Origin of the sequence: Candidatus Aalborgicola defluviihabitans, from assembly GCF_016705985.1 — a bacterium.
Taxonomy (GTDB): domain Bacteria; phylum Pseudomonadota; class Gammaproteobacteria; order Burkholderiales; family Burkholderiaceae_C; genus Allorhodoferax; species Allorhodoferax defluviihabitans.
The window spans coordinates 343,210-365,206 of record NZ_JADJKN010000002.1 but is presented as its reverse complement, the minus strand read 5'-3'; the positions used below and the strand labels follow the sequence as shown (position 1 = coordinate 365,206).

The following is a 21,997-nucleotide window of genomic DNA, read 5'->3' as shown; positions in this document are numbered from 1 at the left end:
ACTATTAATATGTAAATTACATCGCTTGGCGGCGCACAGGATGTGCTGCTTGCCAGCAAGGAGTTTTGATGAAGATTGTGTGCATTGGCGGTGGTCCTTCCGGGTTGTATTTCGCCCTTCTGATGAAGAGGAACCACCCTGAGCACGACATCACCGTGGTGGAGCGCAACAAGCCGTACGACACCTTTGGCTGGGGCGTGGTGTTCTCCGATGCCACCATGGACAACATGCGTCAGCACGATCCGAAGTCTGCCGCAGAAATCCAGCAGGCGTTCAACCACTGGGACGATATTGAGCTGGAAATCAAGGGCCAGCGCATTCGCTCAGGCGGCCATGGCTTTGTGGGTATTGGCCGCAAGAAGCTGCTCAACATCTTGCAAGCGCGCTGCGAGGCAATGGGCGTCAAGCTGGTGTTTGAAACCAATGCACAGAGCGATGCAGAGTACCCCGATGCCGATCTCATCATTGCTAGCGATGGCATCAACTCCCAGATTCGCACCCAACACCAAGCTGTCTTCAAACCCGACATTGTGGTGCGCCCCAACCGCTTCATCTGGTTGGGTACCAACAAGCTGTTTGATGCCTTTACCTTTGCGTTTGAGAAGACCGAGCACGGCTGGTTTCAGTCGCATATCTACAAGTTTGACGACAGCACCACCACCTTCATCGTCGAATGCCCCGAGCACGTCTGGCTGGCCCACGGCCTGGACCAAGCCGACCAAGACCAAAGCATTGCCTTCTGCGAAAAGCTATTTGCCAAAACCTTGGGCGGTGCGGCGCTCATGACCAATGCGCGCCATCTGCGCGGCTCGGCGTGGCTGAATTTTCAGCGTGTTAAGTGCGAGCAGTGGCACACCTTCAACGGCAACAGCCATGTCGTGCTGATGGGCGATGCGGTGCACACCGCGCACTTCGCCATTGGCTCGGGCACCAAGCTGGCCATCGAAGACGCCATCGTGCTGTCCAACCTGTTTGATGCCCAAGGCCATACGCCAGCGGCAATTGCTGCTGTGCTGGCGCAATACCAGGCGGAGCGCAATATCGATGTGCTGCGCCTGCAAAACGCCGCCTGGAACGCCATGGAGTGGTTTGAAGTGTGTGGCCTGCGTTACTGCGATCAGTTGGATGGCCCGCAGTTCATGTATTCCATGTTGACGCGCAGCCAGCGCATTAGCCACGAGAACCTGCGCCTGCGCGATGCCAAATGGTTGGGCGGTTTTGAGCGCTGGTTTGCCGAAAAGGCGGGTATGCAGATCAACCCTGCGTTGCCCGCGCCGCCGCCGATGTTTACGCCGTATACCGTGCGCGGCACCACGCTCAAGAACCGCGTCATGGTCTCGCCCATGGCGCAGTACTCCGCAGTGGACGGCGTGGCAGGCGATTACCACTTGGTGCACCTGGGCGCGCGCGCCATGGGCGGTGCGGCCCTGGTGATGGCCGAGATGACCTGTGTGTCGCCCGAGGGCCGCATCACGCCGGGCTGCCCCGGTATCTACACCGCAGAACAAAAGGCGGCGTGGGCGCGTATTGTGAATTGGGTTCACGCCAATAGCGATGCCAAGTTTGCGCTGCAAATTGGCCACGCCGGTGCCAAAGCGTCTACCTGTATCCCGTGGGAAGGCAAGGGCACCGACCAGCCGCTGGAAAGCGGCAACTGGCCGCTAATGGCGGCCTCCAGCTACCAATACATTGACGGTGTAAGCCAGACCGCCCGCGCCATGTCGCGTGCGGACATGGACGTAGTGTTGGACGAATTTGTAGCCGCAACCCAAGCCGCTGCAGACATTGGCGTGGACTGGCTGGAGCTGCATTGCGCCCACGGTTACCTGCTCTCCAGCTTTCTCTCTCCGCTGACCAACCACCGCAACGATGCTTATGGCGGCAGTTTGGAAAACCGCCTGCGCTATCCACTCGAAGTGTTTGCGGCCGTGCGTGCTGCGTGGCCGCAAGACAAGCCCATGTCGGTGCGTATCTCTGCGCACGACTGGGTCGAGGGCGGCATCACGCCGGCCGACGCGGTGGATATTGCAAAAGCCTTCAAAGCCGCAGGCGCAGACATGATCGACTGTTCTTCCGGCCAGGTCAGCAAGAAAGAAAAGCCGGTTTATGGCCGCATGTTCCAAACCCCGTTTGCCGACCGCATTCGCCAAGAGGCGGGCATCGCCACCATTGCGGTGGGTGCGATCAGCGAGGCAGACCATGTGAACAGCATCATTGCGGCGGGCCGCGCTGACTTGTGCGCCGTAGCCCGGCCGCACTTGGCCAACCCCGCGTGGACGCTGACCGAAGCCGCCAAGATCGGCTACACGCCGCAAGCCTGGCCTAAGCAGTACCGGGCAGGTAAGCAGCAGATGGAAGCCATCTTCCAGCGTGAAAAGGCGCAAGCCGCCATGGCGGCCCAAAGCCCCGCGCGGGCGACCGAAGCATGAGCGCTGCTTGTGCGCTGGCGAAGTGATGAACTGAGCGGACTATGAAAAAAGACCCGAGTCTGGACTTGCTCAACGCCGCCGCCGAACTGGGCTACGAAGCCCGAGGCGCCACCGGCGACCATGCGGCCCTCAAGCTGTGGCTGCGCATGCTGTCGTGCACCAACCAAATCGAAGCTGAAATTCGCCGCCGCTTGCGTCTGCGTTTTGACACCAGTCTGCCGCGCTTTGACTACCTGGCCCAGCTCTACCGTGAGCCCGATGGCCTGCGCATGAAAGAGCTCTCCAGCCACCTGATGGTGACCGGCGCCAACGTGACCGGTGTCACCGACGAATTGGAGCGTGATGGCCTTGTGGCCCGCTCCAGCAGCCCGACCGATCGGCGCTCGTGGATCGTGCGCCTGACCCCTAAAGGACGCCAGCAATTTGAAGCGATGGCCCTGGAACATGAGCAGTGGATTTTGGAGCTGTTCTCTTGCCTCAACCCGTCCGCAGTGGCCCAGGTGCACCAGCAACTGGGAAGCCTGCGCGTGCATGTGCTGGACAAGCAGTCCAGCTCGCTTTCCTGAATAACCACTCTGAATTACCAATTTACCGAGGACTCTGCGCATGAGCACCCACACCTCCACCGTGATCGACCCCACCTTGCTGGCACCCAACCGCAAAACCCTGGCGCAGTACCAGTCGCAGCATTTTCAGTGGGATTGCAAAGGCGGTGTTGCCACCATCACCCTGAACCGCCCAGAGCGCAAGAACCCGCTCACGTTTGCCTCCTATGCGGAGTTGCGCGACCTGTTTGTTCAGTTGCGCTACGCCAGCGATGTGCATGTAGTGGTGGTGTATGGCTCGGGCGACAACTTTTGCTCTGGCGGCGATGTGCATGAAATCATTGGGCCGCTGATGCAACTGGCCATGCCAGAGTTGTTGATGTTCACCCGCATGACGGGCGATTTGGTCAAAACCATGCGCGCTTGTCCACAGCCCATCATCGCGGCGATTGACGGCATTTGCGCTGGTGCTGGCGCCATCATGGCCATGGCGTCTGACCTGCGCGTGGGCACCGCCCGCAGTAAGACCGCGTTTTTGTTCAACCGCGTCGGTCTGGCGGGTTGCGATATGGGGGCGTGCGCCATGTTGCCGCGCATTATTGGGCAGGGCCGCGCGAGCGACTGGCTTTACAGCGGCCGCTCCATCGGCGGTGAAGAAGCAGAGCGCAGTGGTTTTCTGAATCGTTTGGTCGCGCCCGAGCAACTGCTGACCGAGGCGCAAAGCTGGGCGCGCGAACTGGCGGCCGGCCCCACCTTTGCCAACGGCATGACCAAGACCATGCTGCACCAGGAATGGAATATGTCGATTGATCAAGCGATCGAATCCGAAGCCCAGGCCCAGGCGATTTGCATGATGACCGAAGACTTCAACCGCGCCTACCAGGCCTTTGTGGCCAAGCAACGGCCGGTGTTCCAAGGCAACTGAAAGCGCACACAATGAGCGATACCAACTACCTCCAGTGGCCCTTCTTTGAGGCACGCCACGCAGCACTCGCCCGCGCGCTCGATGCGTGGGCTGTCGAGCACATTGCGCACGAACACAGCGCCGACGTGGATGCCGAATGCCGCGCGCTGGTGCGCCAGCTGGGGCAGGGCGGGTGGCTGCGTCACGCGGTGGGCGGCTGCGCCCATGGTGGCGCGCAAGACGCGATCGATACGCGCAGCATTTGCCTGATTCGCGAAACACTGGCGCGCCATTCCGGTCTGGCTGATTTTGCCTTTGCCATGCAGGGCCTGGGTTCCGGCGCTATCAGCTTGGCCGGAACTGAGGCGCAGAAGAAGGCCTATTTGCCACGCGTGGCGGCGGGCGATGCCATTGCGGCTTTCGCACTCAGCGAGCCCGATGCTGGCTCTGACGTGGCCGCTATGCAATGCAGCGCGCGCATCGAAGGTAACTATGCCGTGCTCAACGGTAGCAAGACGTGGATCTCTAACGGCGGCATCGCAGACTTTTATGTGGTGTTCGCCCGCAGTGGCGAAGCCGAAGGCGCGCGGGGCATCAGCGCCTTTATTGTGGATGCGACCACGCCGGGCTTCAGTGTCTCCGAGCGCATCAACGTGATTGCGCCGCACCCGCTGGGCACCTTGCAGTTTGACAATTGCCGCATTCCGCTGACGCAGCGCATTGGTGCGGCGGGCGAGGGCTTTAAGGTGGCGATGCGCACGCTCGACGTGTTTCGTACTTCGGTGGCCGCTGCTGCGCTGGGCTTTGCGCGCTGTGCGCTGGACCAGGGCTTGGAGCGCGCCACCACGCGCAAGATGTTCAAACACACGCTGGCCGACTTCCAGCTCACCCAGGCCAAGCTGGCGCAGATGGCCACCACCATCGACAGCTCGGCCTTGCTGGTGTACCGCGCCGCGTGGCAGCGCGACCAAGGCCAAAACGTGACCAAAGAAGCTGCCATGGCCAAGATGGTCAGCACCGAGGGGGCCCAGCAAGTGATTGACGCTGCGGTGCAACTCTGGGGTGGCATGGGCGTGGTCAGCGGTGTGCCGGTGGAGCGCCTGTACCGAGAGATTCGCGCTTTGCGCATTTACGAAGGCGCGACCGAGGTGCAGCAGCTCATCATCGCCCGCGAATTGCTCAAAGACGTGGGCAACAACGCGCCCAAGTAGCTCCGGCGCCACCGTCTCAGGAAAACCACCATGCCTACCGCCCACATTGACACCTTCGCCCGCGACAATTTGCCGCCACCCGCGCAGCAGCCCGACTTTTTGTTTGACCTGCCCGAATTGCAGTTTCCCGCGCAACTGAACTGCGCAACCGAGTTGCTGGACCGCCATGTGCGCGAGGGACGTGGTGATCGCCTGTGCGTACAGGGGCCCAAAGACCGCTGGACCTACGGTGACCTGTGGGAGCGTGCCAACCAGATTGCCAACGTGTTGGTTAACGAGATGGGGCTGGTGCCGGGCAACCGTGTGCTGCTGCATGCGCCCAACACGCCCATGATGGTGGCCTGCTGGTTTGGCATTGTGAAAGCCGGTGGCATTGTGGTGGCGACTATGCCTTTGCTGCGTGCTAAAGAGCTCAAGGCCATTTTGGAGATTGGTCAAATTAGCCATGCCCTGTGCGACGCCAGTCTCACCGAGGCCATGCAGGAAGCAGCCACAGCCTCTGTGCGGCTGCACCAAATTCGCTACTTCAATAGCGCCGCCCCCGACAGCTTGGATGCTGCCATGTTGGCTCGTGTTGGCACGTTCGACAACGTCGACACTGCGCTGGACGATACCTGCCTGATTGCCTTCACCAGCGGTACCACCGGGGTGCCCAAGGCGACCATGCACTTCCACCGTGATGTGATGGCAATCTGCGCCTGCTGGCCGCGCTCCGTCCTCAAGGCGAATGCAGACGATGTATTTATTGGTAGCCCGCCGCTGGCCTTTACCTTTGGGCTGGGCGGGGAGGTGCTGTTCCCCATGTCCATTGGCGCCTCGATGGTGCTGTTGGAGAAGGCCGGCCCGCCGCAGTTGCTAGACGGTATTCGGGATTATGGCGCGACCGTGGTGTTTACCGCGCCCACCTCCTACCGCACCTTGGCTGCGCGCGGTGCCGAGTTGCGCGCCACCAAATTGCGCAAATGCGTGTCTGCCGGCGAGGTCTTGCCTGCCAGCACGCGTCAGTTGTGGCGCGAGGCAACGGGCATTGAGCTCATCGACGGTATTGGTTCGACCGAGATGTTGCACATTTTCATTTCTGCCGACGAACATAACGCGCGCGCCGGCGCCACCGGCAAGGTGGTGCCCGGCTACCAGGCCCGTGTGGTGGACGACGCTGGCAACCCGGTGCCGGTGGGCACCGTTGGCAAGCTGGCAGTGCGTGGGCCTACGGGTTGCCGCTACCTCAATGACGTGCGCCAGAGAGCCTATGTACAGAACGGCTGGAATCTGACCGGCGACGCGTATCTGATGGATGCGGATGGTTACTTTTTTTACCAGGCACGCACCGACGACATGATTGTTTCGTCGGGTTACAACATCGCATCGCCCGAGGTAGAAGAGGCCGTGTTGCAGCACCCGGCGGTGGCCGAGTGTGCCGTGATTGGTGTGCCCGACGAAGAGCGCGGCCAGATCGTCAAAGCCTATGTGGTGCTGCGCGCTGGCCACACCGCCGATGCCGACATGGCCCAGCAGTTGCAAGACTTTGTGAAGAAGACAGTGGCCCCCTACAAGTACCCGCGTGCGGTGGAGTTTCTGGACAAACTCCCGCGCACCCAAACCGGCAAACTGCAGCGATATCGACTGCGGAACCTTGAGTGAATTGAGAGTTAGCTCCCCGTAAGATGTTCGTCATTAACCCCGAAAGGAAAGTCCCCATGATTGCAAGTTTTCAGCGCACCCTGCGCACGACCCTGGTAGCTGGTGCCGCCTGTGCCGCTTTGGCTGCCTATGCGCAGTCCAGCGAACCGGTGCGGGTCGGTCTGCTCAGTACCCTGTCGGGCCCCGGTGCCGGGCTGGGTGTGGATATTCGTGATGGTTTCCAGCTGGCCATGAAGCTCCAAGGCAACAAACTGGGTGGCCGTGCTGCCGAAGTGATCGTGGCAGACGACCAGGCCAGCCCCGATGTGGGACGCCAGACCGCAGACCGCTTGGTCAAGCGCGACAAGGTTGACTTCATGACCGGCATCGTGTTCTCTAACGTGATGCTGGCTGTGGGTGCGCCTACTTTTGCATCACACACCTTCTACATCAGTGCCAATGCGGGCCCATCGCAGTACGCAGGCGAGCAGTGCAACCCGTACTTCTTTAGCGCCTCGTACCAAAACGACAATATGCACGAAGCTGCAGGCCAAGTCGTGCAGAGCAAGGGCTTCAAGCGCGTCGCGCTCATCGCCCCGAATTACCCGGCGGGCAAAGACGCCCTGACTGGTTTCAAGCGCTACTACAAAGGGGAAGTCACTTCCGAATCCTTGCCCACGCTGAACCAGCTCAATTTCAGCGTTGAAATTGCGCAACTGCGCGCCAGCAAGCCGGATGCGGTTTACATCTTCCTGCCCGGTGGCATGGGCATCAACTTCATCAAGCAGTTTGTGGCGGCAGGTTTGCCCAAAGACATCACGCTGTTTGGCCCTGGTTTCTCGGGCGACGAAGACGTGATCCGTGCCGTGGGTGAATCCATGCTGGGTATGTTCAACACCAGCCAGTGGGGCCATGACATGGACAACGCAGCCAACAAGAAGTTTGTTGCTGCCTTTGAGAAAGAGTATGGACGCCTGCCTACGCTGTACGCAGCCCAAGGCTACGACGCTGCGCAGCTGATGGATGCCGCCGTGCGCGACAGCAAAGGCAAGCTCGATGACAAGGCCGCTGTGCGCAAGGCGCTGGAAGCGGCCAAGTTCAATTCGGTGCGTGGCAATTTCAAGTTCAACACCAACCACTTCCCGATACAGGACTACTACGCACGCGTCATCACCAAGGACGCCAAGGGCCGCATTACCAACCGCCTCCTTGCTACGCCCGTGTTGAAAAACCATGCAGACGCCTACGTGGGCAGCTGCAAGATGCCTGGGTAATCGGTCTTACTGCCTTCTGGACCCCTTCATGGATGGAATCCTGCTGCTGGAGCAGGCCCTTAACGGCCTGCAATACGGGTTGATGTTGTTCCTGCTGGCCGCTGGCCTCACGCTGGTGTTCGGCGTTATGGACATGATCAACCTCGCCCACGGCTCGCTGTACATGGTGGGGGCTTTCCTGATTGCCACGGTGACGCAAGTGACTGGGAGTTACTGGCTGGGGCTGGGGGGCGGCATTCTGGGTGCCGCGCTCTTCGGTGCCATACTGGAATTCACGCTGCTGCGCCGCTTCTACCAGCGGGATCACCTCTCGCAGGTGCTGGGCACCTTTGCGATTTTGCTGATGTGCAACGAGGGCGTGCGCCTGATCTGGGGTGACCAGCCTGTGGCGTTGAGCACGCCCCAGAGCCTGTCAGGCCCGGTGCAGTTGCTCGAAGGTTTTTCCTATTCCTCTTTCAGCCTGTTCATCATCGGCGTGGGCTTGCTGGTGGCCTTGTTGATGTACTTATTGATAACCCGCACCCGGATTGGGATGCAGGTGCGCGCAGGCGCGGCGAACCGCGAAATGGCCATGGCCATGGGCGTTAACGTGTCACGCTTGTTTACCGGCATCTTTGCACTTGGCGCCGCCCTGTGCGGCTTGGCTGGTGGCATGTTGGGCCCCATGCTGGCCGTGCAGGTGGGCATGGGCGAGAGCATTCTTATCGTCGCCTTCGTGGTCATTGTGATTGGCGGCATTGGTTCCATCCGTGGTGCCTTTTTGGGCGCGTTGATCGTCGGTGTTATCGATACCGCAGGCCGCACCTTTATGCCCATGGTGTTTTCCAAATTGATGTCGCCCGAGGCTGCCGCCAATGCAGCGCCCGCTGTGGCGTCTATCCTCATTTACTTGCTGATGGCGACTGTGCTGTTTTTTAAACCGCGTGGCCTGTTTCCACCCCAGGGCTGAACGAATTTTGCACCGCACATGAAGCCCGCTATCTCTACCTCTGCCGCCCCCAGCCTGCTGGACCACCCGTTGCACGCGCGGTGGGCCGCAGTGCTCTTGTTGGCGCTCGTCGCCTTCCCCTTGTTGATGGGGACCAACGGCGGGGAGTTCTATGTCTCGCTGGCCAGCCGTATCCTGATTTTTGCGCTGGCTGCGTCCAGCTTGAATCTGATCTTGGGCTATGGCGGCATGCTCAGCTTTGGCCATGCAGCGTTTGTTGGCCTAGGCGCCTACACCGTGGCCATTGCCATGCAAGAGGGTCTCACCAGCGCCTGGATTGTCTGGCCGCTGGCCATGGGCGTAGCGGGCTTGGGTGCCTTGATTGTGGGCGCCATCAGCCTGCGCACCCAGGGCGTTTACTTCATCATGATCACGCTGGCTTTCGCGCAAATGCTGTACTTTTTGGCCGTGTCGCTCAAAACCTACGGCGGTGAGGACGGCTTGAGCATGGCCGGGCGCTCGGTGCTGGCGCCGGGGCTGGACTTGGCACGCGAACGCGATTTCTATTACGCCACGCTCGCTATTGTGACGCTGTCGGTACTGGGCATGGCGCGCTTGCTGAATGCACGCTTCGGCCATGTGTTGCAAGCCATTCGTGAAAACGAAGTCCGAATGTCGGCCATTGGCTACCCGGTCTACCGTTACAAGCTCGTCGCCTTTACGCTGGCTGGTGCGCTGGCGGGTCTGGCGGGCGCGCTGTTGGCCAACCTGGGTGGTTTTGTCAGCCCCTCGCTCATGCAGTGGAGCCAGTCCGGCATGCTCATGATCATGGTGATTCTGGGTGGTGTGGGCTACCTCTATGGCGGGCTGATGGGTGCGGTGTTCTTCTTGCTGATGGAAGAGTTGCTGAGCACCTACACCATCCATTGGCAGCTTGGCCTGGGCGCTGTGCTGTTGTTGGTGGTGCTGGTTGCGCCCAATGGCTTGGCCAGCTTGTTCAAGCGCGCACGGGGAGGTCGCCATGTCTGAGATCGTGTTGCAGGTAGACCAACTGGTCAAGCGCTTTGGCGGGCTCACTGCCACCGACCATGCGCAGCTGAGCGTCGAAAAGGGCCGTATTCATGCGTTGATTGGCCCCAACGGCGCGGGTAAAACGACGCTCATTCACCAAATTTCGGGAGCGCTGCAACCTGACTCAGGTGCGGTGCACTTTTGCGGTGAAGACATCACGCACATGCCCATGCACCAGCGCGCCCTGCGGGGGCTGGTGCGCTCCTACCAAATCACCAGTATTTTTCAGAAGCTCTCGGTGTTGGATAACCTTGCGCTGTCGGTACAAGCGCGCAGCGGTAGCAGCATGCGCTTCTGGCGCCGCGCGCGCGCGGAAGGCGATCGCTACGCGCAAGCGGCAGTCGTCGCTGACAGAGTTGGCCTGGGGACGCAGTTGAATGTGCTGGCGGGTGCGCTCTCGCATGGTCAGCAACGCCAGCTGGAGTTAGGCTTGGCGTTGGCGGTGCGCCCCAAACTGCTGCTGCTGGACGAACCCATGGCTGGCATGGGGCCTGACGAATCCGAAAACATGGTCGCGCTGCTGCAAGGCCTGCGCGGCGACACCACCATTTTGCTGGTGGAGCACGATATGGATGCCGTCTTCCGGCTGGCCGACACCATCTCTACGCTGGTGTTTGGCAAGGTCATTGCCAGCGGCACCGCGCAGCAAATCAAAGACAACCCCGATGTGCGGCGCGCCTACTTGGGCGACGAAGCCATCTTGCCCGCAGCGGCGCATTGACAGGAGCCACGCGTGGAAACCTTGTTAGAAGTTGATGATCTGCAGACCGCCTATGGCAGCAGCCAAATTCTGTTTGGCGTGGGTTTTTCAATACGCGCCGGGCAGGTCGCAACGCTGTTGGGCCGCAATGGCATGGGCAAGACCACGACCATACGCTCAATCTTGGGGCTGACGCGGGCGCGCGGTGGCTCGGTTCGTTTTTTGGGCGAGCGTATTGACCAACTGCCGGCTGATCGCATTGCCCGCATGGGCATGGCCGTGGTGCCAGAGGGGCGTCAGATTTTTGCGACGCTGTCGGTGCAAGAAAACCTGTTGGCCTTCGCCAGCAACCGCAGTCGCAGCGACCAGCCTTGGACGCTGGAGCGGGTTTACCACCTGTTTCCGCGACTCAAAGAGCGCGCGCGCAACATGGGCAACCAGCTCTCGGGCGGCGAGCAGCAAATGCTGGCAGTGGGTCGCGCGCTGATGACCAATCCGCATTTGCTGATCTTGGACGAGGCCACAGAAGGCCTGGCGCCGCTGATTCGCGAAGACATTTGGCATTGCCTGCGGACGCTGAAAAGTGCTGGGCAAAGCATTCTGGTGATCGACAAGTACGTGCAAAAGCTGGTGCAACTGGCGGAACACCACACCATCGTCGAACGCGGCAAGGTGGTTTGGAGCGGCAGCTCTGAAGAGTTGGGCGCGCAGCCCGAACTCTGGCACCGTTATATCGGAGTTTGACTATGAGCGAGCCTTCAATTTCTTCCTCTGATGCAGTGTTCAGCGTGCAGCGCTTGGTGCGCTTCTCGGACTGCGACCCTGCGGGTATGGTGTTCTACCCACAATATTTCGTCATGCTCAATGGGCTGGTGGAAGATTGGTTTACCCAATGCTTGGGCGTGAACTATGCCAACTTGCTCGGTGCGCGTCGCATCGGCCTGCCCACGGTCTCGATGCAGGCTGAATTCAAGGCGCCCAGCCGCATGGGGGAAACCATCGCGCTGCAGCTCCGATTGGCCCGCAAAGGGCGCCGCTCACTCACCTTGCAGGTGCGCTGCATCGGTGCAAACAACAACAATGACACCGTGCGTTGGACTGCACAGGTCGTCATCGTGACCACGTCGTTGGCCCATGACGGTGCCATCGATATTCCCCAGGATGTGCACGAGGGCGTCGCACGCTGGCAAATGCTTTCAGGAGAAACACCATGACCAAAATTCTGCAACCTGCTCACTGGGTGCCACCGCGTGGCTATTCCAACGGGGTGTTGGCGCGTGGCCAGACCATTTTTGTGGCGGGCATGATTGGCTGGGATGCCCAATGCATATTCCACACCGATGACTTGGCCGGTCAGGTGCGCCAGGCGCTGATCAACGTTGTGGCGGTGCTGCGCGAAGGCGGCGCCAAGCCAGAGCACATCACCCGCATGACTTGGTATGTGACCGACAAGCGCGAGTACGTCGCGGCCTATCCCGAAATCGGAAAGGCGTTTCGCGAAATTATTGGCAGCTTCAACGCCGCAATGACGGCAGTACAAGTCAGCGCGCTGATCGAAGACCGTGCGAAGGTCGAGATTGAGGTCACCGCGGTGATTCCAGATTAATCGGTCCCCTCGCGCGCGTAGGATGTGGTCCTAAGCGGTTTTACCCTTGAAGGAGCTAAACCCGCTCCAGCACCAGCGCAATACCCTGGCCCACGCCAATGCACATGGTGCACAGGGCGTAGCGCCCACCGGTGGTGTGCAGGCGGTTGATGGCGGTGGTGGCCAGGCGCGCTCCCGATGCTCCCAGCGGATGCCCCAGTGCAATGGCGCCGCCCCAGGCGTTAACGCGGGCATCGTCATCGGCCAGGCCCAGCTGGCGCAGCACCGCAAGGCCCTGGGCCGCAAAGGCTTCGTTCAGCTCAATCACGTCGATTTGGTTCAGTGACAGGCCGGTCAGCGCCAGCACCTTCAGCGTGGCCGGTGCCGGGCCCATGCCCATGATGCGCGGCGCCACCCCGACGGTTGCCATGCCCACCACGCGGGCCCGGGGTGTGAGGCCGTTCTTGGCCGCCGTGGCCTCATCGGCCAGCAGCAGGGCGCAGGCGCCGTCGTTCACGCCGCTGGCATTGCCGGCCGTCACGCTGCCGTTGGGATGCACGATGGGCTTGAGCTTGGCCAGGGTCTCCAGGCTGGTGGCGCGGGGGTGTTCGTCCTGGTCCACGATCAGGGCGTCGCCCTTCTTCTGCGGAATGCTCACCGGGCAAATTTCGCGCGCCAGGTGGCCGGCCTGCTGTGCGGCCACGGCCCGCATCTGGCTGTTAAATGCCATGCGGTCTTGGGCTTCGCGCTCAATTTTGTATTCGACAGCCACGTTTTCTGCCGTCTCGGGCATGCTGTCTACGCCGTACTGCGCTTTCATCAGTTTGTTGATGAAGCGCCAGCCAATGGTGGTGTCATACACCGCGTTGTTGCGGCCAAAGGCGCTGTCCATCTTGGGCATGACAAAGGGCGCGCGGCTCATGCTCTCTACGCCGCCGGCAATCATCAAAGTGGCTTCGCCGGCCTTGATGGCGCGTGCGGCCGTGCCCACCGCATCCAGGCCCGAGCCGCACAGCCGGTTGATGGTGCCGCCGGGCACGTCCACCGGCAGCCCAGCCAAGAGTGATGCCATGTGGGCCACGTTGCGGTTGTCTTCGCCGGCCTGGTTGGCGCAGCCGTACAGCACATCGGTCACGCTGGCCCAGTCCACTTGCGCGTTGCGCGCCATCAGGGCCTTGAGCGGAATGGCGGCCAGGTCGTCGGTGCGCACACTCGATAGCGCGCCGCCGTAGCGGCCAAAAGGGGTTCGGATGGCATCACAGATATAAGCGTGGAGCATGGCGGGGGCCTTCAAGAAGTGGTTAGTACAAACCCCTGTTTATAGCCCACGCCCTTTTGGTGGCGATTCAGTACAGTGTTTTAGGGCTGCGACGGTATCTCCAGCCCGCGTACCACGGCAGGGCGTTCCACAAAGGTGGCCAGCGCCCGCGTCACATGAGGAAAGTTTGCAATGCCGACCAGATCGCCCGCTTCGTAGTAGCCAATCAGATTGCGCACCCAGGGGAATATGGCAATGTCGGCAATGGTGTAGTCATCACCCATGATCCAGGTGCGCCCTTCCAGCCGCTGGTTGAGTACGGCCAGCAAGCGGCGCGCTTCGGCCGCGTAGCGGTCGCGCGGGCGTTTGTCCTCATAGTCTTTGCCGGCAAATTTGTTGAAAAACCCGAGCTGACCAAACATGGGGCCGATGCCACCCATCTGGAACATCAACCACTGGATGGTCTCGTAGCGGAGCGCGGCATCTTGCGATAAAAACTGTCCCGATTTTTCTGCCAAGTAGAGCAGGATGGCACCCGACTCAAACAGCGCCAGCGGCTGACCACCGGGGCCGTTGGGGTCGATGATGGCGGGAATTTTGTTATTGGGGTTGAGCGATAAAAACGCGCTGGAGAACTGGTCGTTGGTCTCAAAACTGACCAAGTGCGCCTCGTAGGGCAGGCCGGTTTCCTCCAGCATGATGGATGCCTTCACACCATTGGGCGTATTCAGCGAGTACAGCTGCAAGCGATCAGGATGCTGGGCAGGCCATTTTTGGGTGATGGGGTGGGTCAGAGGTGTCATGGTGTGTGGTCATTGTGACGGCTGGGCAAAAAGACTTGCAGCAACAGGGATTCTGGCGCAAGGGAGGATTCCTGGGCTTGCAAGCCTGCGCTGCAGCGCCTATGCTCGAAGGAGCGATATTGCACGTTTACAGCACTTTGGAGGCCACTATGTACAAGAAAATTTTGTTGGCGTACGACGGCTCGCAAAGCGGCCAAAAGGCATTGCTGGATTGCCAGGATTTGGCTCAGTGGTCGCATGCCGAATTGTCTCTGGTCGCTGTGCTGCCCATCAACATTGGGTTGGTTTCCACTGAGGGCGGTGTGTACGACAGCGGCATGATGGAGCGCGAGAAGCAGGGCATGCAAGCCGTGCTGGACGAAGGCCTGGAGCATCTCAAGACGGCGGGTTTCCCGGCCACTGGTGCACTGCTGACTGGCGACACGGTGGATGAGATCACTGAATATGCCAAACAGATTCAAGCCGACCTGATTGTGGTTGGCCACAAGCATCTGGATGGCTGGGCGGCGCGGTGGTGGAAAAGCTCGGTCTCCAAGGCCCTGATTGCCCAGGCGCCGTGCAGCGTGCTGGTGACCATCATCCATTAAGGCCCATGGCGGGGCCACAGCCCCCGTAGAACTACGCAAGGGTCAACCCCAGCAAGTACTACTACGACTAGCGTTGGGCCAGCGGCGTGCCTATGCTCGCGCATCTTTGCACAACAGGAGTCGCACGTGACCTCTTCCAACTATCCCGCTGCGCGGGCGGTATCGGCCATGCTGGCGTTGTGCCTGGGGCTTTGTGGCATGGCCCAGGCGGCGCCCAGCGCCGACATCGCGGTGGCCCAGGTTGCTCCGCTGTCGGGTGTATTGGCCAGTACAGGGCAGCAGATGGTGCTGGGTGGCAAGATCTATTTCGATTGGGTCAATGACAACGGTGGCATTCATGGCGCCCACATCAAACACATCGTGGTGGATGATGCCTACAAGGTGGATGAGACGGTGCGCCTGACCCGCGAAGTGCTGGCCAACCCGGCTGTGGTGGCCCTGTTTGGCTATGCGGGCACCGCCAATGTGTCCAAGCTGCTGAGCGATGGGGTGCTGGACAGTGGCGGCGCGCCGCTGGTGGCACCCTACACCGGTGGCGAGGCATTGCGCACGCCGTTCAACCCCTACATCTTCCACGTGCGCGCTGGTTACCTGGACGAGACCGAACACATGGTCCACCAGGTTGCCACACTGGGTATGACCCGCATTGCAGTCATGTACCAGAACGATGCCTTTGGCAAGGCTGGCTTGGCCGGGGTCGAGGCCGCAGTGGCGCGGCGCAAGATGAAACTGGTGGTGGCCGCCTCGTACGAGCGCAATACCGATGAGGTGCAGGACGCCGTCAAGCAGATCCATGCGGCAGATCCGCAGGCCATCATCATGATCTCGGTCAACCGCTCCACTGCAGCTTTTGCCGCGAAGTACCGCGCGTTGGGCGGCGGTGCGCAGCTCTACAACATCTCGGTGGTGGACCCTGCCGAACTGGTCAAACTCGCCGGCATCAAGGCCGTGCACGGGCTGGGCATCTCCCAAGTGGTTCCATATCCTTATGGTGCCAACAAACCGGTGGTGCGTGAATACCAGGCACTGATGCAGAAGTACGCACCCGGCCAGGCCCTCAGTTACACCAGTTTTGAAGAATTTTTGGGCGCCAAAGTGCTGGTGGAAGGTCTGCGGCGAGCCGGCCCCGCACCAACGCGCAGCAAGCTGGTCAAGGCGCTGGAAAGCATGGAGAACTTTGACCTGGGTGGAACGCGTGTGCAGTACTCGCCCACCAACCGCATCGGCTCGCGCTTTGTGGAGGTCACCGTGATAGGCGGCTCCGGCAAGCTCTTGCGCTGACCGCACATCCGTAGTGCACTACCATTGGCAACCCGGACCGCCATGGGCCGTTTTTATGGGTGCGCTTCATGCTCAAACTCTCGCTTGCCGACTTCACGCTCGAACACTTCATGCAACACTACTGGCAGCAAAAGCCGGTGGTCATTCGCCAGGGTTTCAAAGGCTTTCAGGATCTGATCAGCCCTGAGGAGTTGGCTGGACTGGCCTGTGAAGAGGCGGTGGACTCACGTTTGGTCTACAAGAAGCGCGGCAAGTGGCAAGCCGAATCCGGGCCGTTCGAGTCGTATGACCATCTGGGCAAGAAGGGTTGGTCGCTGATTGTGCAGGCGGTCAACCACTGGTCGCCAGCGGTGGCGGAACTGGTCAAGCCTTTTGCCTTCATTCCCAAATGGCGCCTGGATGACGTGATGATCAGTTACTCCCGCCCCGATGGCGGTGTCGGCCCCCATATTGATTTGTACGACGTGTTCATTTGCCAGGGGTCTGGGCGGCGCCAGTGGCGGGTGGGAGACACAGGGCCACACCGCCAGTTTGCTGCGCATGCGGCCTTGCTGCATGTGGACCCGTTCGAGGCCATCATCGACGTGGAACTGCTGCCCGGCGACATTCTTTACATTCCACCGGGCTTTCCTCACGACGGCGTGTCGCTGGAGCCGTCCATGAGCTTTTCGGTGGGTTTTCGGGGCAAGTCGGCCTGCGACATGCTCAGTGGCCTGGCGGACTATGTCATCGACAAAGACCTCGGCAGCACACTGCTCAGCGACCCGGGTCGCCCCGTGCACACGCACCAGGGCCACATCAATGCCAGCGACTTTGCACGCATCAAGGCGCAACTCCAATCCATCTTGGACGATGAAACCCTGGTGGCCGACTTTGCCGGCAGCTTCCTGTCGCGCACCAAATGCCAGCTGGACTTGCAGGCGCTGGATGAGCCCCTGAACGCCGATGACGTGTTGGCCGCTTTGGAGCAGCAGCCGCTGGTACGCACCGGGGGGCTGCGTTGCTTCTACCTGGACACCACAGTGGCCGGTGGAGTTTGCTATGTGGATGGTGAGCGCCATGCCTTTGGCGCCAAGGCACAAGCTGCAGTCAAGGCCCTGTGCGACCACGACACCATCACGCATACCCAGCTGCGCGCCGCAGTCAGGTTGCCGGTGTTTGTGGCTGCGCTGGTCCAGTGGGTCAACGCGGGTTACTGGTACTTCGAAGACTGACGCCGCCGCCCGGGGCCGGGCGCAATCGTTATGGCATAGGGGTCAATGGTTTACCCGCTGCACAGTGGGGTGGGCCTGTGCTAATGTCTGCGGCTTGTCTTTTTTGACTACCAAAAATCCATGAAACGACTTCTCCTTGTAGCGGGCCTGGCGCTCGCATCGGTGGCGCTACACGCAGCACCGGTCAACGTCCAAGGCTACGCCCACGTCAAAAGCGTGGGTAGCGTTGACGAATACACCCTCCAGTCCAACGGCCTGCAGGTTTTGCTCATGCCAGAGCATTCCAGCCCTACGCTGACCTTCATGGTCACCTACCGGGTGGGTTCGCGTAATGAGGTAACTGGCACCACGGGTTCCACCCACTTGCTGGAACACCTGATGTTCAAGGGCTCCAAGAACCACACCCGCGAGATGGGCAACAACGTGGACCAGTTGCTGGAGCGCACCGGCGCCCGCTACAACGCCACCACCTGGCTGGACCGCACCAATTACTACGAAAACATGGGTAGCGAGCACCTGGCCACAGCGGTTGATATGGAAGCCGACCGTATGCGCAACCTGCTGTTGCGCGAGGAAGATCGCAAGCCTGAGATGACCGTGGTCCGCAACGAGTTTGAGCGCGGCGAAAATTCGCCCATCCAGGCGCTGTACAAAGAGATTTATCAGGCTGCCTTTGTGGCCCACCCGTACCACCACAGCACCATCGGGCACCGTAGTGATATCGAGAAAGTGTCCATTGGCAAGCTGCGTGAGTTTTATGACACCTTCTACTGGCCCAACAACGCCACGGTGACCATCATTGGTGACTTTGAGCCCGCCAAGGCCTTGGAACTGGTGAAGAAGTCGTTTGGCGTGTACCCGCACTCGCCCAAGCCCATTCCGGAGATGTACACCGAAGAGCCCGAGCAGCATGGCCCACGCCGGGTCATCGTCAAGCGGCCGGGGCAGTTGGGTGTAGTGGCGGTTGCCTACAAGGTGCCTGCCGCCACGAACCCGGACTTTGCCGCTGTGCAACTGATGAATGCCATTCTTACGGACGGCAAGAACAGCCGCCTGTACAAAGCCATTACCAACAAGAACCTGTCCACCGGGGTTGACGGTGAGCTGGGCATTTTTCATGATCCCAGCATGAACATCATCTTCGCTCCCTTGGCGCCTGGTGCCAAGCACGAAGAGGTGGAAGCCATCATCCTGCAAGAGATCGAGCGTCTGAAGAAAGACGGCGTGACTGAGGCCGAACTCAAGGCTGCTGTGGCCAAGACCGCCGCCGATGCGGCCTTCAAGCTCGATGGTTCTTTCGGCATTGCCGGCAACCTCAACGAATACATTTCCGCCGGTGATTGGACATTGTTCTACAGCCTGGACGAAGCGGCCAAGAAAGTCACTGTGGCCGATATCCAGCGCGTGGCCAACAAGTACCTGCAAGAAGACTCCAGCACCACGGGCTGGTTTGTGCCGACCATGGCCGGTGCCGCTGCGCCTGCTGCCAGCGCCAAGGCCGGGTTCAAGGACACACTGTCGGACGGCCCCTACTACTACCGTGACCCGCGCCTGAACGCCGCTATGCAGCCCACCTTGGCTGCGGCCAAAGAAGCCGGTGGCGGCGCCGCCGGCGCGCTGGAAGCAAGATGGCGCCCAACGCCCGGCGCAGCAAGATTGCTGGCATCGACGTCATCGCTTACCCCACTGGCGTGAAGGATGTGGTGACCCTGCGTGCCTCGCTGCCTGCTGGGCGCGCGCTGGGTGCCAAGGGCAACCCAGCCATTCCCACCTTGACCGGCATGTTGCTGGACCAGGGAACCAAGGCACAGGACAAGTTTGCCATTGCCGAGAAACTGGAAAGCGTCGGTGCCGCTATCAATTTTCGCGTGGGTACCGATCTGCTGGACATTAGCGCCCGCTCGTTGAAGAAAGATGCGCCCCTGGTGCTGGACCTGATTGCCGAACAGCTGCGCACGCCAGCGTTCTCAGCGGAAGAGTTTGCCAAGGCCAAGAAGCAGATGGCTGGCACCATCAAGCGCAGTCTGGAGAGCACCGACTTCCGCGCTGCTGACGCCTTTACACGCGCCATTTATCCGGTGGGTCACCCCAACCGCAATGTCGCGCCTGACGACATGTTGGCGGCTATTGAGTCCGCCACGCTGGACGAGGTGCAGGCTTTTCACAAAGCCAACTATGGCCCCGCGGGTATGACATTGGTGTTGGTGGGTGATCTGGACTTAACCGCGCTCAATGCCGAAATCAGCCGCGTGTTCGCCGGCTGGACGGGTGGCCAGATGCCCGTGCGCGCTGCGCATAGCGCCCCTGCCACTGTGGCGGGCAGCCAGGACGTGGTGATGGCAGGCAAGACCAGTGTGTCCGTGGTCTTGGGCCAAGCCAGTGGCCTGCATTACAGCGATCCCGATTACCAGGCCCTGCGTCTGGCTACCGCCATTCTGGGCAGTGGTTTCACCGGCCGTTTGATGGCCAATGTGCGCGACAAAGAAGGGCTTACCTACGGCGTGGGTTCTGCTCTGCAAGGCGACACGTTTAACGACGGTGACTGGCGCATCGCGGCCACCTTTGCTCCCGGCTTGCTGGACAAGGGCATTGCGTCCACCCAGCGGCAGCTCAAGCTCTGGTATGACGCGGGTGCCACACCCAAGGAGATCAGCGCGCGCAAGAGCAATTTGATTGGTGAGTTCAAGGTCAACCTGGCGACTACGGGTGGCATGGCGGGTGCCTTGCTGAGCGCGGTGAACCGAGGTTATGACGTGAGTTGGCTAGACGAATTTCCAACCCGGATCGACGCGTTGAGCGTGGAACAGGTCAACGCCACCATCAAGAAGTACCTTAAACCTGAGTCCATGGTGTTGATCAAGGCTGGCACCTTTGGCCAGGACGCTGCGCCTGCCAAGTAAAGTGCGACGGCACGGCCGCTGAGGAACGCCCACCCGGAAAACTGGTGGGTGCCTCCCGCAAATTGCATTTGCTGGCAGGACATATATTTTTACCAAGCATTTGCTTGCTAAAAATACTTCAATTTGGTATCGTTGGTACATGACGTCCGACGCTGCGCTTCTCGAATCCGCTATTCCTGCCATCAAGCGTGCGCGCGGCCGCCCCCGAAAAACCGTGGACGAGCGCGATGATGGCAACCGCCGACAGGCGCTGCTGCTGGCCGCGGCACAGTTGTTTCGCCGCAAGGGTTTTGCGGCCACCACCACGCGTGATATTGCCGCCGCCGCCGATATGCAAAGCGGCTCGCCGTTCTACCACTTCAAGAGCAAAGACGCCTTACTGTATGCCGTCATGGAAGAGGGCATGCGCTCTGCCCTGACGCGCCAGCGCGCGGCGGCACAGGCGCCAGGTTATGCGGCACTGGAGCCGGCACAGCAGTTACGCACCTTGATAACCGTTCACTTTGATGTGCTGCTGGGGCCGGGCAGCGATTTTGTGCCGGTCATGCTGTACGAAGCCCGCTCCCTGCCACCGCGCCAGCACAAGGCGCTGAGCGAGTTGATTGACGAATACGAATCCCTGTGGCTTCCGGTGCTCAGCGCCTTGCATGACCGTGGCGAGTTGCGTGCGCCGGTGCGCCTGGCACGGCTGCTGATCCTGGGTGCGCTGAACTGGGCGGTGCAATGGTTTGATCCCCAAAAGGGCGCGTCGCTGCAAGAGTTGACCGACGCTGCCATAAGTTTGTTTATCAAGGAGTTTTGATGCATTACGGTTCCATTTTTGCCCCCCAACTATTCGCGGGCAAGGTCATCGTCGTTACAGGCGGTGGCTCGGGCATCGGGCGCTGCGTGGCGCATGAGCTGGCTGCCTTGGGCGCCCACGTGGTGCTGGTCGGGCGCAAGCTGGAGAAGCTGCAAAAGGTGGCCGACGAGATCGCTGCAGACGGGGGCGAGGCCAGTTGCCAGGTCTGTGACATTCGCCAGGAAGATGCGGTCAAAGAGACCGTGGCAGCGGTCATGGTGGCAAACGGACGCATTGATGGCCTGGTTAACAATGCCGGTGGCCAATTCTTGACGCCGCTGGAGGCCATCAGCGCCAAAGGCTGGGAGGCAGTGGTCAACACCAACCTCACCGGTGGTTTTTTGATGGCGCGCGAATGCTATGTGCAGGCCATGGCTAAGACCGGAGGCGCCATCGTCAATATCGTGGCCGATATGTGGGGCTCCATGCCCGGCATGGGCCACAGTGGTGCCGCACGCGCCGGTATGGTGAGCCTCACCGAAACGGCAGCGCTGGAGTGGGCCGCCAAAGGCGTGCGGGTGAATGCAGTGGCGCCAGGCTACATCGCATCGAGCGGCATGGACAACTACCCTGTAGAGGTTGGCCCCATGCTGCGTGAAATGGCCAAAACTGTTCCCGCCGGGCGCTTTGGCACCGAGGCCGAGACCGCTGCCGGCATCGTGTTCTTGCTCAGCCCAGCTGCGTCGTTCATTAGCGGCACTACGTTGCGCATTGACGGTGCCCGCCCGCAGGCCCGCATGGGCTTCCCGATGCGGGTTCCGGATGCAGTAGTGCAGGCACGTGATGCGGTCAAACCCTTCAACGGCTTCCACCGCGCCATCGTTCCCAAAGTATTTCAAGTCTGAA

At 60.7% G+C, this 21,997-nt stretch carries 21 protein-coding genes; 19 read left to right on the top strand and 2 right to left on the bottom strand.

Features of this window, described 5'->3' with window-relative positions:
* Window positions 1–68: 68 nt before the first annotated feature.
* Genes IPI80_RS02095 through IPI80_RS02040 form a run of 12 tightly spaced genes read left to right on the top strand, consistent with a single transcriptional unit; the run spans window position 69 to window position 12,288 of the window.
* Window positions 69–2,429 (top strand): bifunctional salicylyl-CoA 5-hydroxylase/oxidoreductase, encoded by a 2,361-nt coding sequence (locus IPI80_RS02095; RefSeq protein WP_413856687.1) that lies wholly within the window; start codon window positions 69–71, stop codon window positions 2,427–2,429.
* 41 nt (window positions 2,430–2,470) lie between these two features.
* A complete protein-coding gene (locus IPI80_RS02090; RefSeq protein ID WP_413856685.1) occupies window positions 2,471–2,995 on the top strand; it encodes a MarR family winged helix-turn-helix transcriptional regulator in 525 nt (174 codons plus the stop codon).
* A 40-nt stretch (window positions 2,996–3,035) separates the two neighbouring features.
* Window positions 3,036–3,899, top strand: coding sequence for an enoyl-CoA hydratase family protein (locus IPI80_RS02085; RefSeq protein ID WP_413856683.1), 864 nt, complete (start codon window positions 3,036–3,038; stop codon window positions 3,897–3,899).
* Between the two features lie 11 nt (window positions 3,900–3,910).
* Window positions 3,911–5,089 carry an acyl-CoA dehydrogenase family protein gene (locus tag IPI80_RS02080; RefSeq protein ID WP_413856681.1) on the top strand — a complete coding sequence of 393 codons (1,179 nt, stop codon included), beginning with the start codon at window positions 3,911–3,913 and terminating at the stop codon, window positions 5,087–5,089.
* Between the two features lie 30 nt (window positions 5,090–5,119).
* A complete protein-coding gene (locus IPI80_RS02075; RefSeq protein ID WP_413856679.1) occupies window positions 5,120–6,730 on the top strand; it encodes a benzoate-CoA ligase family protein in 1,611 nt (536 codons plus the stop codon).
* A gap of 56 nt (window positions 6,731–6,786) precedes the next feature.
* The gene (locus IPI80_RS02070) at window positions 6,787–7,983 is read left to right on the top strand and encodes an ABC transporter substrate-binding protein (protein WP_413856677.1); all 1,197 of its coding nucleotides are present in this window, start codon (window positions 6,787–6,789) and stop codon (window positions 7,981–7,983) included.
* Window positions 7,984–8,011: 28 nt separating this feature from the next.
* Window positions 8,012–8,932, top strand: a complete 921-nt coding sequence (locus IPI80_RS02065; RefSeq protein WP_413856675.1) for a branched-chain amino acid ABC transporter permease — start codon at window positions 8,012–8,014, stop codon at window positions 8,930–8,932.
* An 18-nt stretch (window positions 8,933–8,950) separates the two neighbouring features.
* Window positions 8,951–9,940 carry a branched-chain amino acid ABC transporter permease gene (locus IPI80_RS02060; protein ID WP_413856673.1) on the top strand — a complete coding sequence of 330 codons (990 nt, stop codon included), beginning with the start codon at window positions 8,951–8,953 and terminating at the stop codon, window positions 9,938–9,940.
* Window positions 9,933–10,703 (top strand): ABC transporter ATP-binding protein, encoded by a 771-nt coding sequence (locus IPI80_RS02055; protein ID WP_413856671.1) that lies wholly within the window; start codon window positions 9,933–9,935, stop codon window positions 10,701–10,703. Before IPI80_RS02060 ends, IPI80_RS02055 begins: the two co-directional genes overlap by 8 nt.
* 12 nt (window positions 10,704–10,715) lie before the next feature.
* On the top strand, window positions 10,716–11,426 hold the full coding sequence (locus IPI80_RS02050) for an ABC transporter ATP-binding protein (RefSeq protein ID WP_413856669.1): 711 nt from the start codon (window positions 10,716–10,718) through the stop codon (window positions 11,424–11,426).
* Window positions 11,427–11,428: 2 nt separating this feature from the next.
* The gene (locus tag IPI80_RS02045; RefSeq protein WP_413856667.1) at window positions 11,429–11,896 is read left to right on the top strand and encodes an acyl-CoA thioesterase; all 468 of its coding nucleotides are present in this window, start codon (window positions 11,429–11,431) and stop codon (window positions 11,894–11,896) included.
* Entirely contained in the window at window positions 11,893–12,288 is a 396-nt protein-coding gene (locus IPI80_RS02040; protein ID WP_413856665.1) for a RidA family protein, read from the top strand. The genes IPI80_RS02045 and IPI80_RS02040 overlap by 4 nt, the downstream gene beginning before the upstream one ends.
* 55 nt (window positions 12,289–12,343) lie before the next feature.
* Here IPI80_RS02040 and pcaF read toward each other — a convergent pair whose 3' ends face one another.
* Window positions 12,344–13,546 carry a 3-oxoadipyl-CoA thiolase gene (gene pcaF, locus IPI80_RS02035; protein WP_413856663.1) on the bottom strand — a complete coding sequence of 401 codons (1,203 nt, stop codon included), beginning with the start codon at window positions 13,544–13,546 and terminating at the stop codon, window positions 12,344–12,346.
* A gap of 80 nt (window positions 13,547–13,626) precedes the next feature.
* On the bottom strand, window positions 13,627–14,328 hold the full coding sequence (locus tag IPI80_RS02030) for a glutathione S-transferase N-terminal domain-containing protein (protein ID WP_413856661.1): 702 nt from the start codon (window positions 14,326–14,328) through the stop codon (window positions 13,627–13,629).
* Window positions 14,329–14,477: 149 nt separating this feature from the next.
* On the opposite strand from IPI80_RS02030, the gene IPI80_RS02025 reads away from it, so the two are divergent.
* The 7 genes from IPI80_RS02025 to IPI80_RS01995 all read left to right on the top strand — a co-directional run bounded on the left by IPI80_RS02025 (window position 14,478) and on the right by IPI80_RS01995 (window position 21,996).
* Window positions 14,478–14,915 carry a universal stress protein gene (locus IPI80_RS02025; RefSeq protein ID WP_413856659.1) on the top strand — a complete coding sequence of 146 codons (438 nt, stop codon included), beginning with the start codon at window positions 14,478–14,480 and terminating at the stop codon, window positions 14,913–14,915.
* Window positions 14,916–15,113: 198 nt separating this feature from the next.
* On the top strand, window positions 15,114–16,196 hold the full coding sequence (locus IPI80_RS02020) for an ABC transporter substrate-binding protein (protein ID WP_413857572.1): 1,083 nt from the start codon (window positions 15,114–15,116) through the stop codon (window positions 16,194–16,196).
* 68 nt (window positions 16,197–16,264) lie between these two features.
* Window positions 16,265–17,410, top strand: coding sequence for a JmjC domain-containing protein (locus IPI80_RS02015; RefSeq protein ID WP_413856657.1), 1,146 nt, complete (start codon window positions 16,265–16,267; stop codon window positions 17,408–17,410).
* A gap of 120 nt (window positions 17,411–17,530) precedes the next feature.
* The gene (locus tag IPI80_RS02010; protein WP_413856655.1) at window positions 17,531–19,105 is read left to right on the top strand and encodes a M16 family metallopeptidase; all 1,575 of its coding nucleotides are present in this window, start codon (window positions 17,531–17,533) and stop codon (window positions 19,103–19,105) included.
* A complete protein-coding gene (locus tag IPI80_RS02005) occupies window positions 19,039–20,310 on the top strand; it encodes a M16 family metallopeptidase (RefSeq protein ID WP_413856653.1) in 1,272 nt (423 codons plus the stop codon). Before IPI80_RS02010 ends, IPI80_RS02005 begins: the two co-directional genes overlap by 67 nt.
* A gap of 139 nt (window positions 20,311–20,449) precedes the next feature.
* On the top strand, window positions 20,450–21,112 hold the full coding sequence (locus IPI80_RS02000) for a TetR/AcrR family transcriptional regulator (protein WP_413856651.1): 663 nt from the start codon (window positions 20,450–20,452) through the stop codon (window positions 21,110–21,112).
* Entirely contained in the window at window positions 21,112–21,996 is an 885-nt protein-coding gene (locus IPI80_RS01995; RefSeq protein WP_413856649.1) for an SDR family oxidoreductase, read from the top strand. Before IPI80_RS02000 ends, IPI80_RS01995 begins: the two co-directional genes overlap by 1 nt.
* The last annotated feature ends 1 nt before the right edge of the window (window position 21,997 follow it).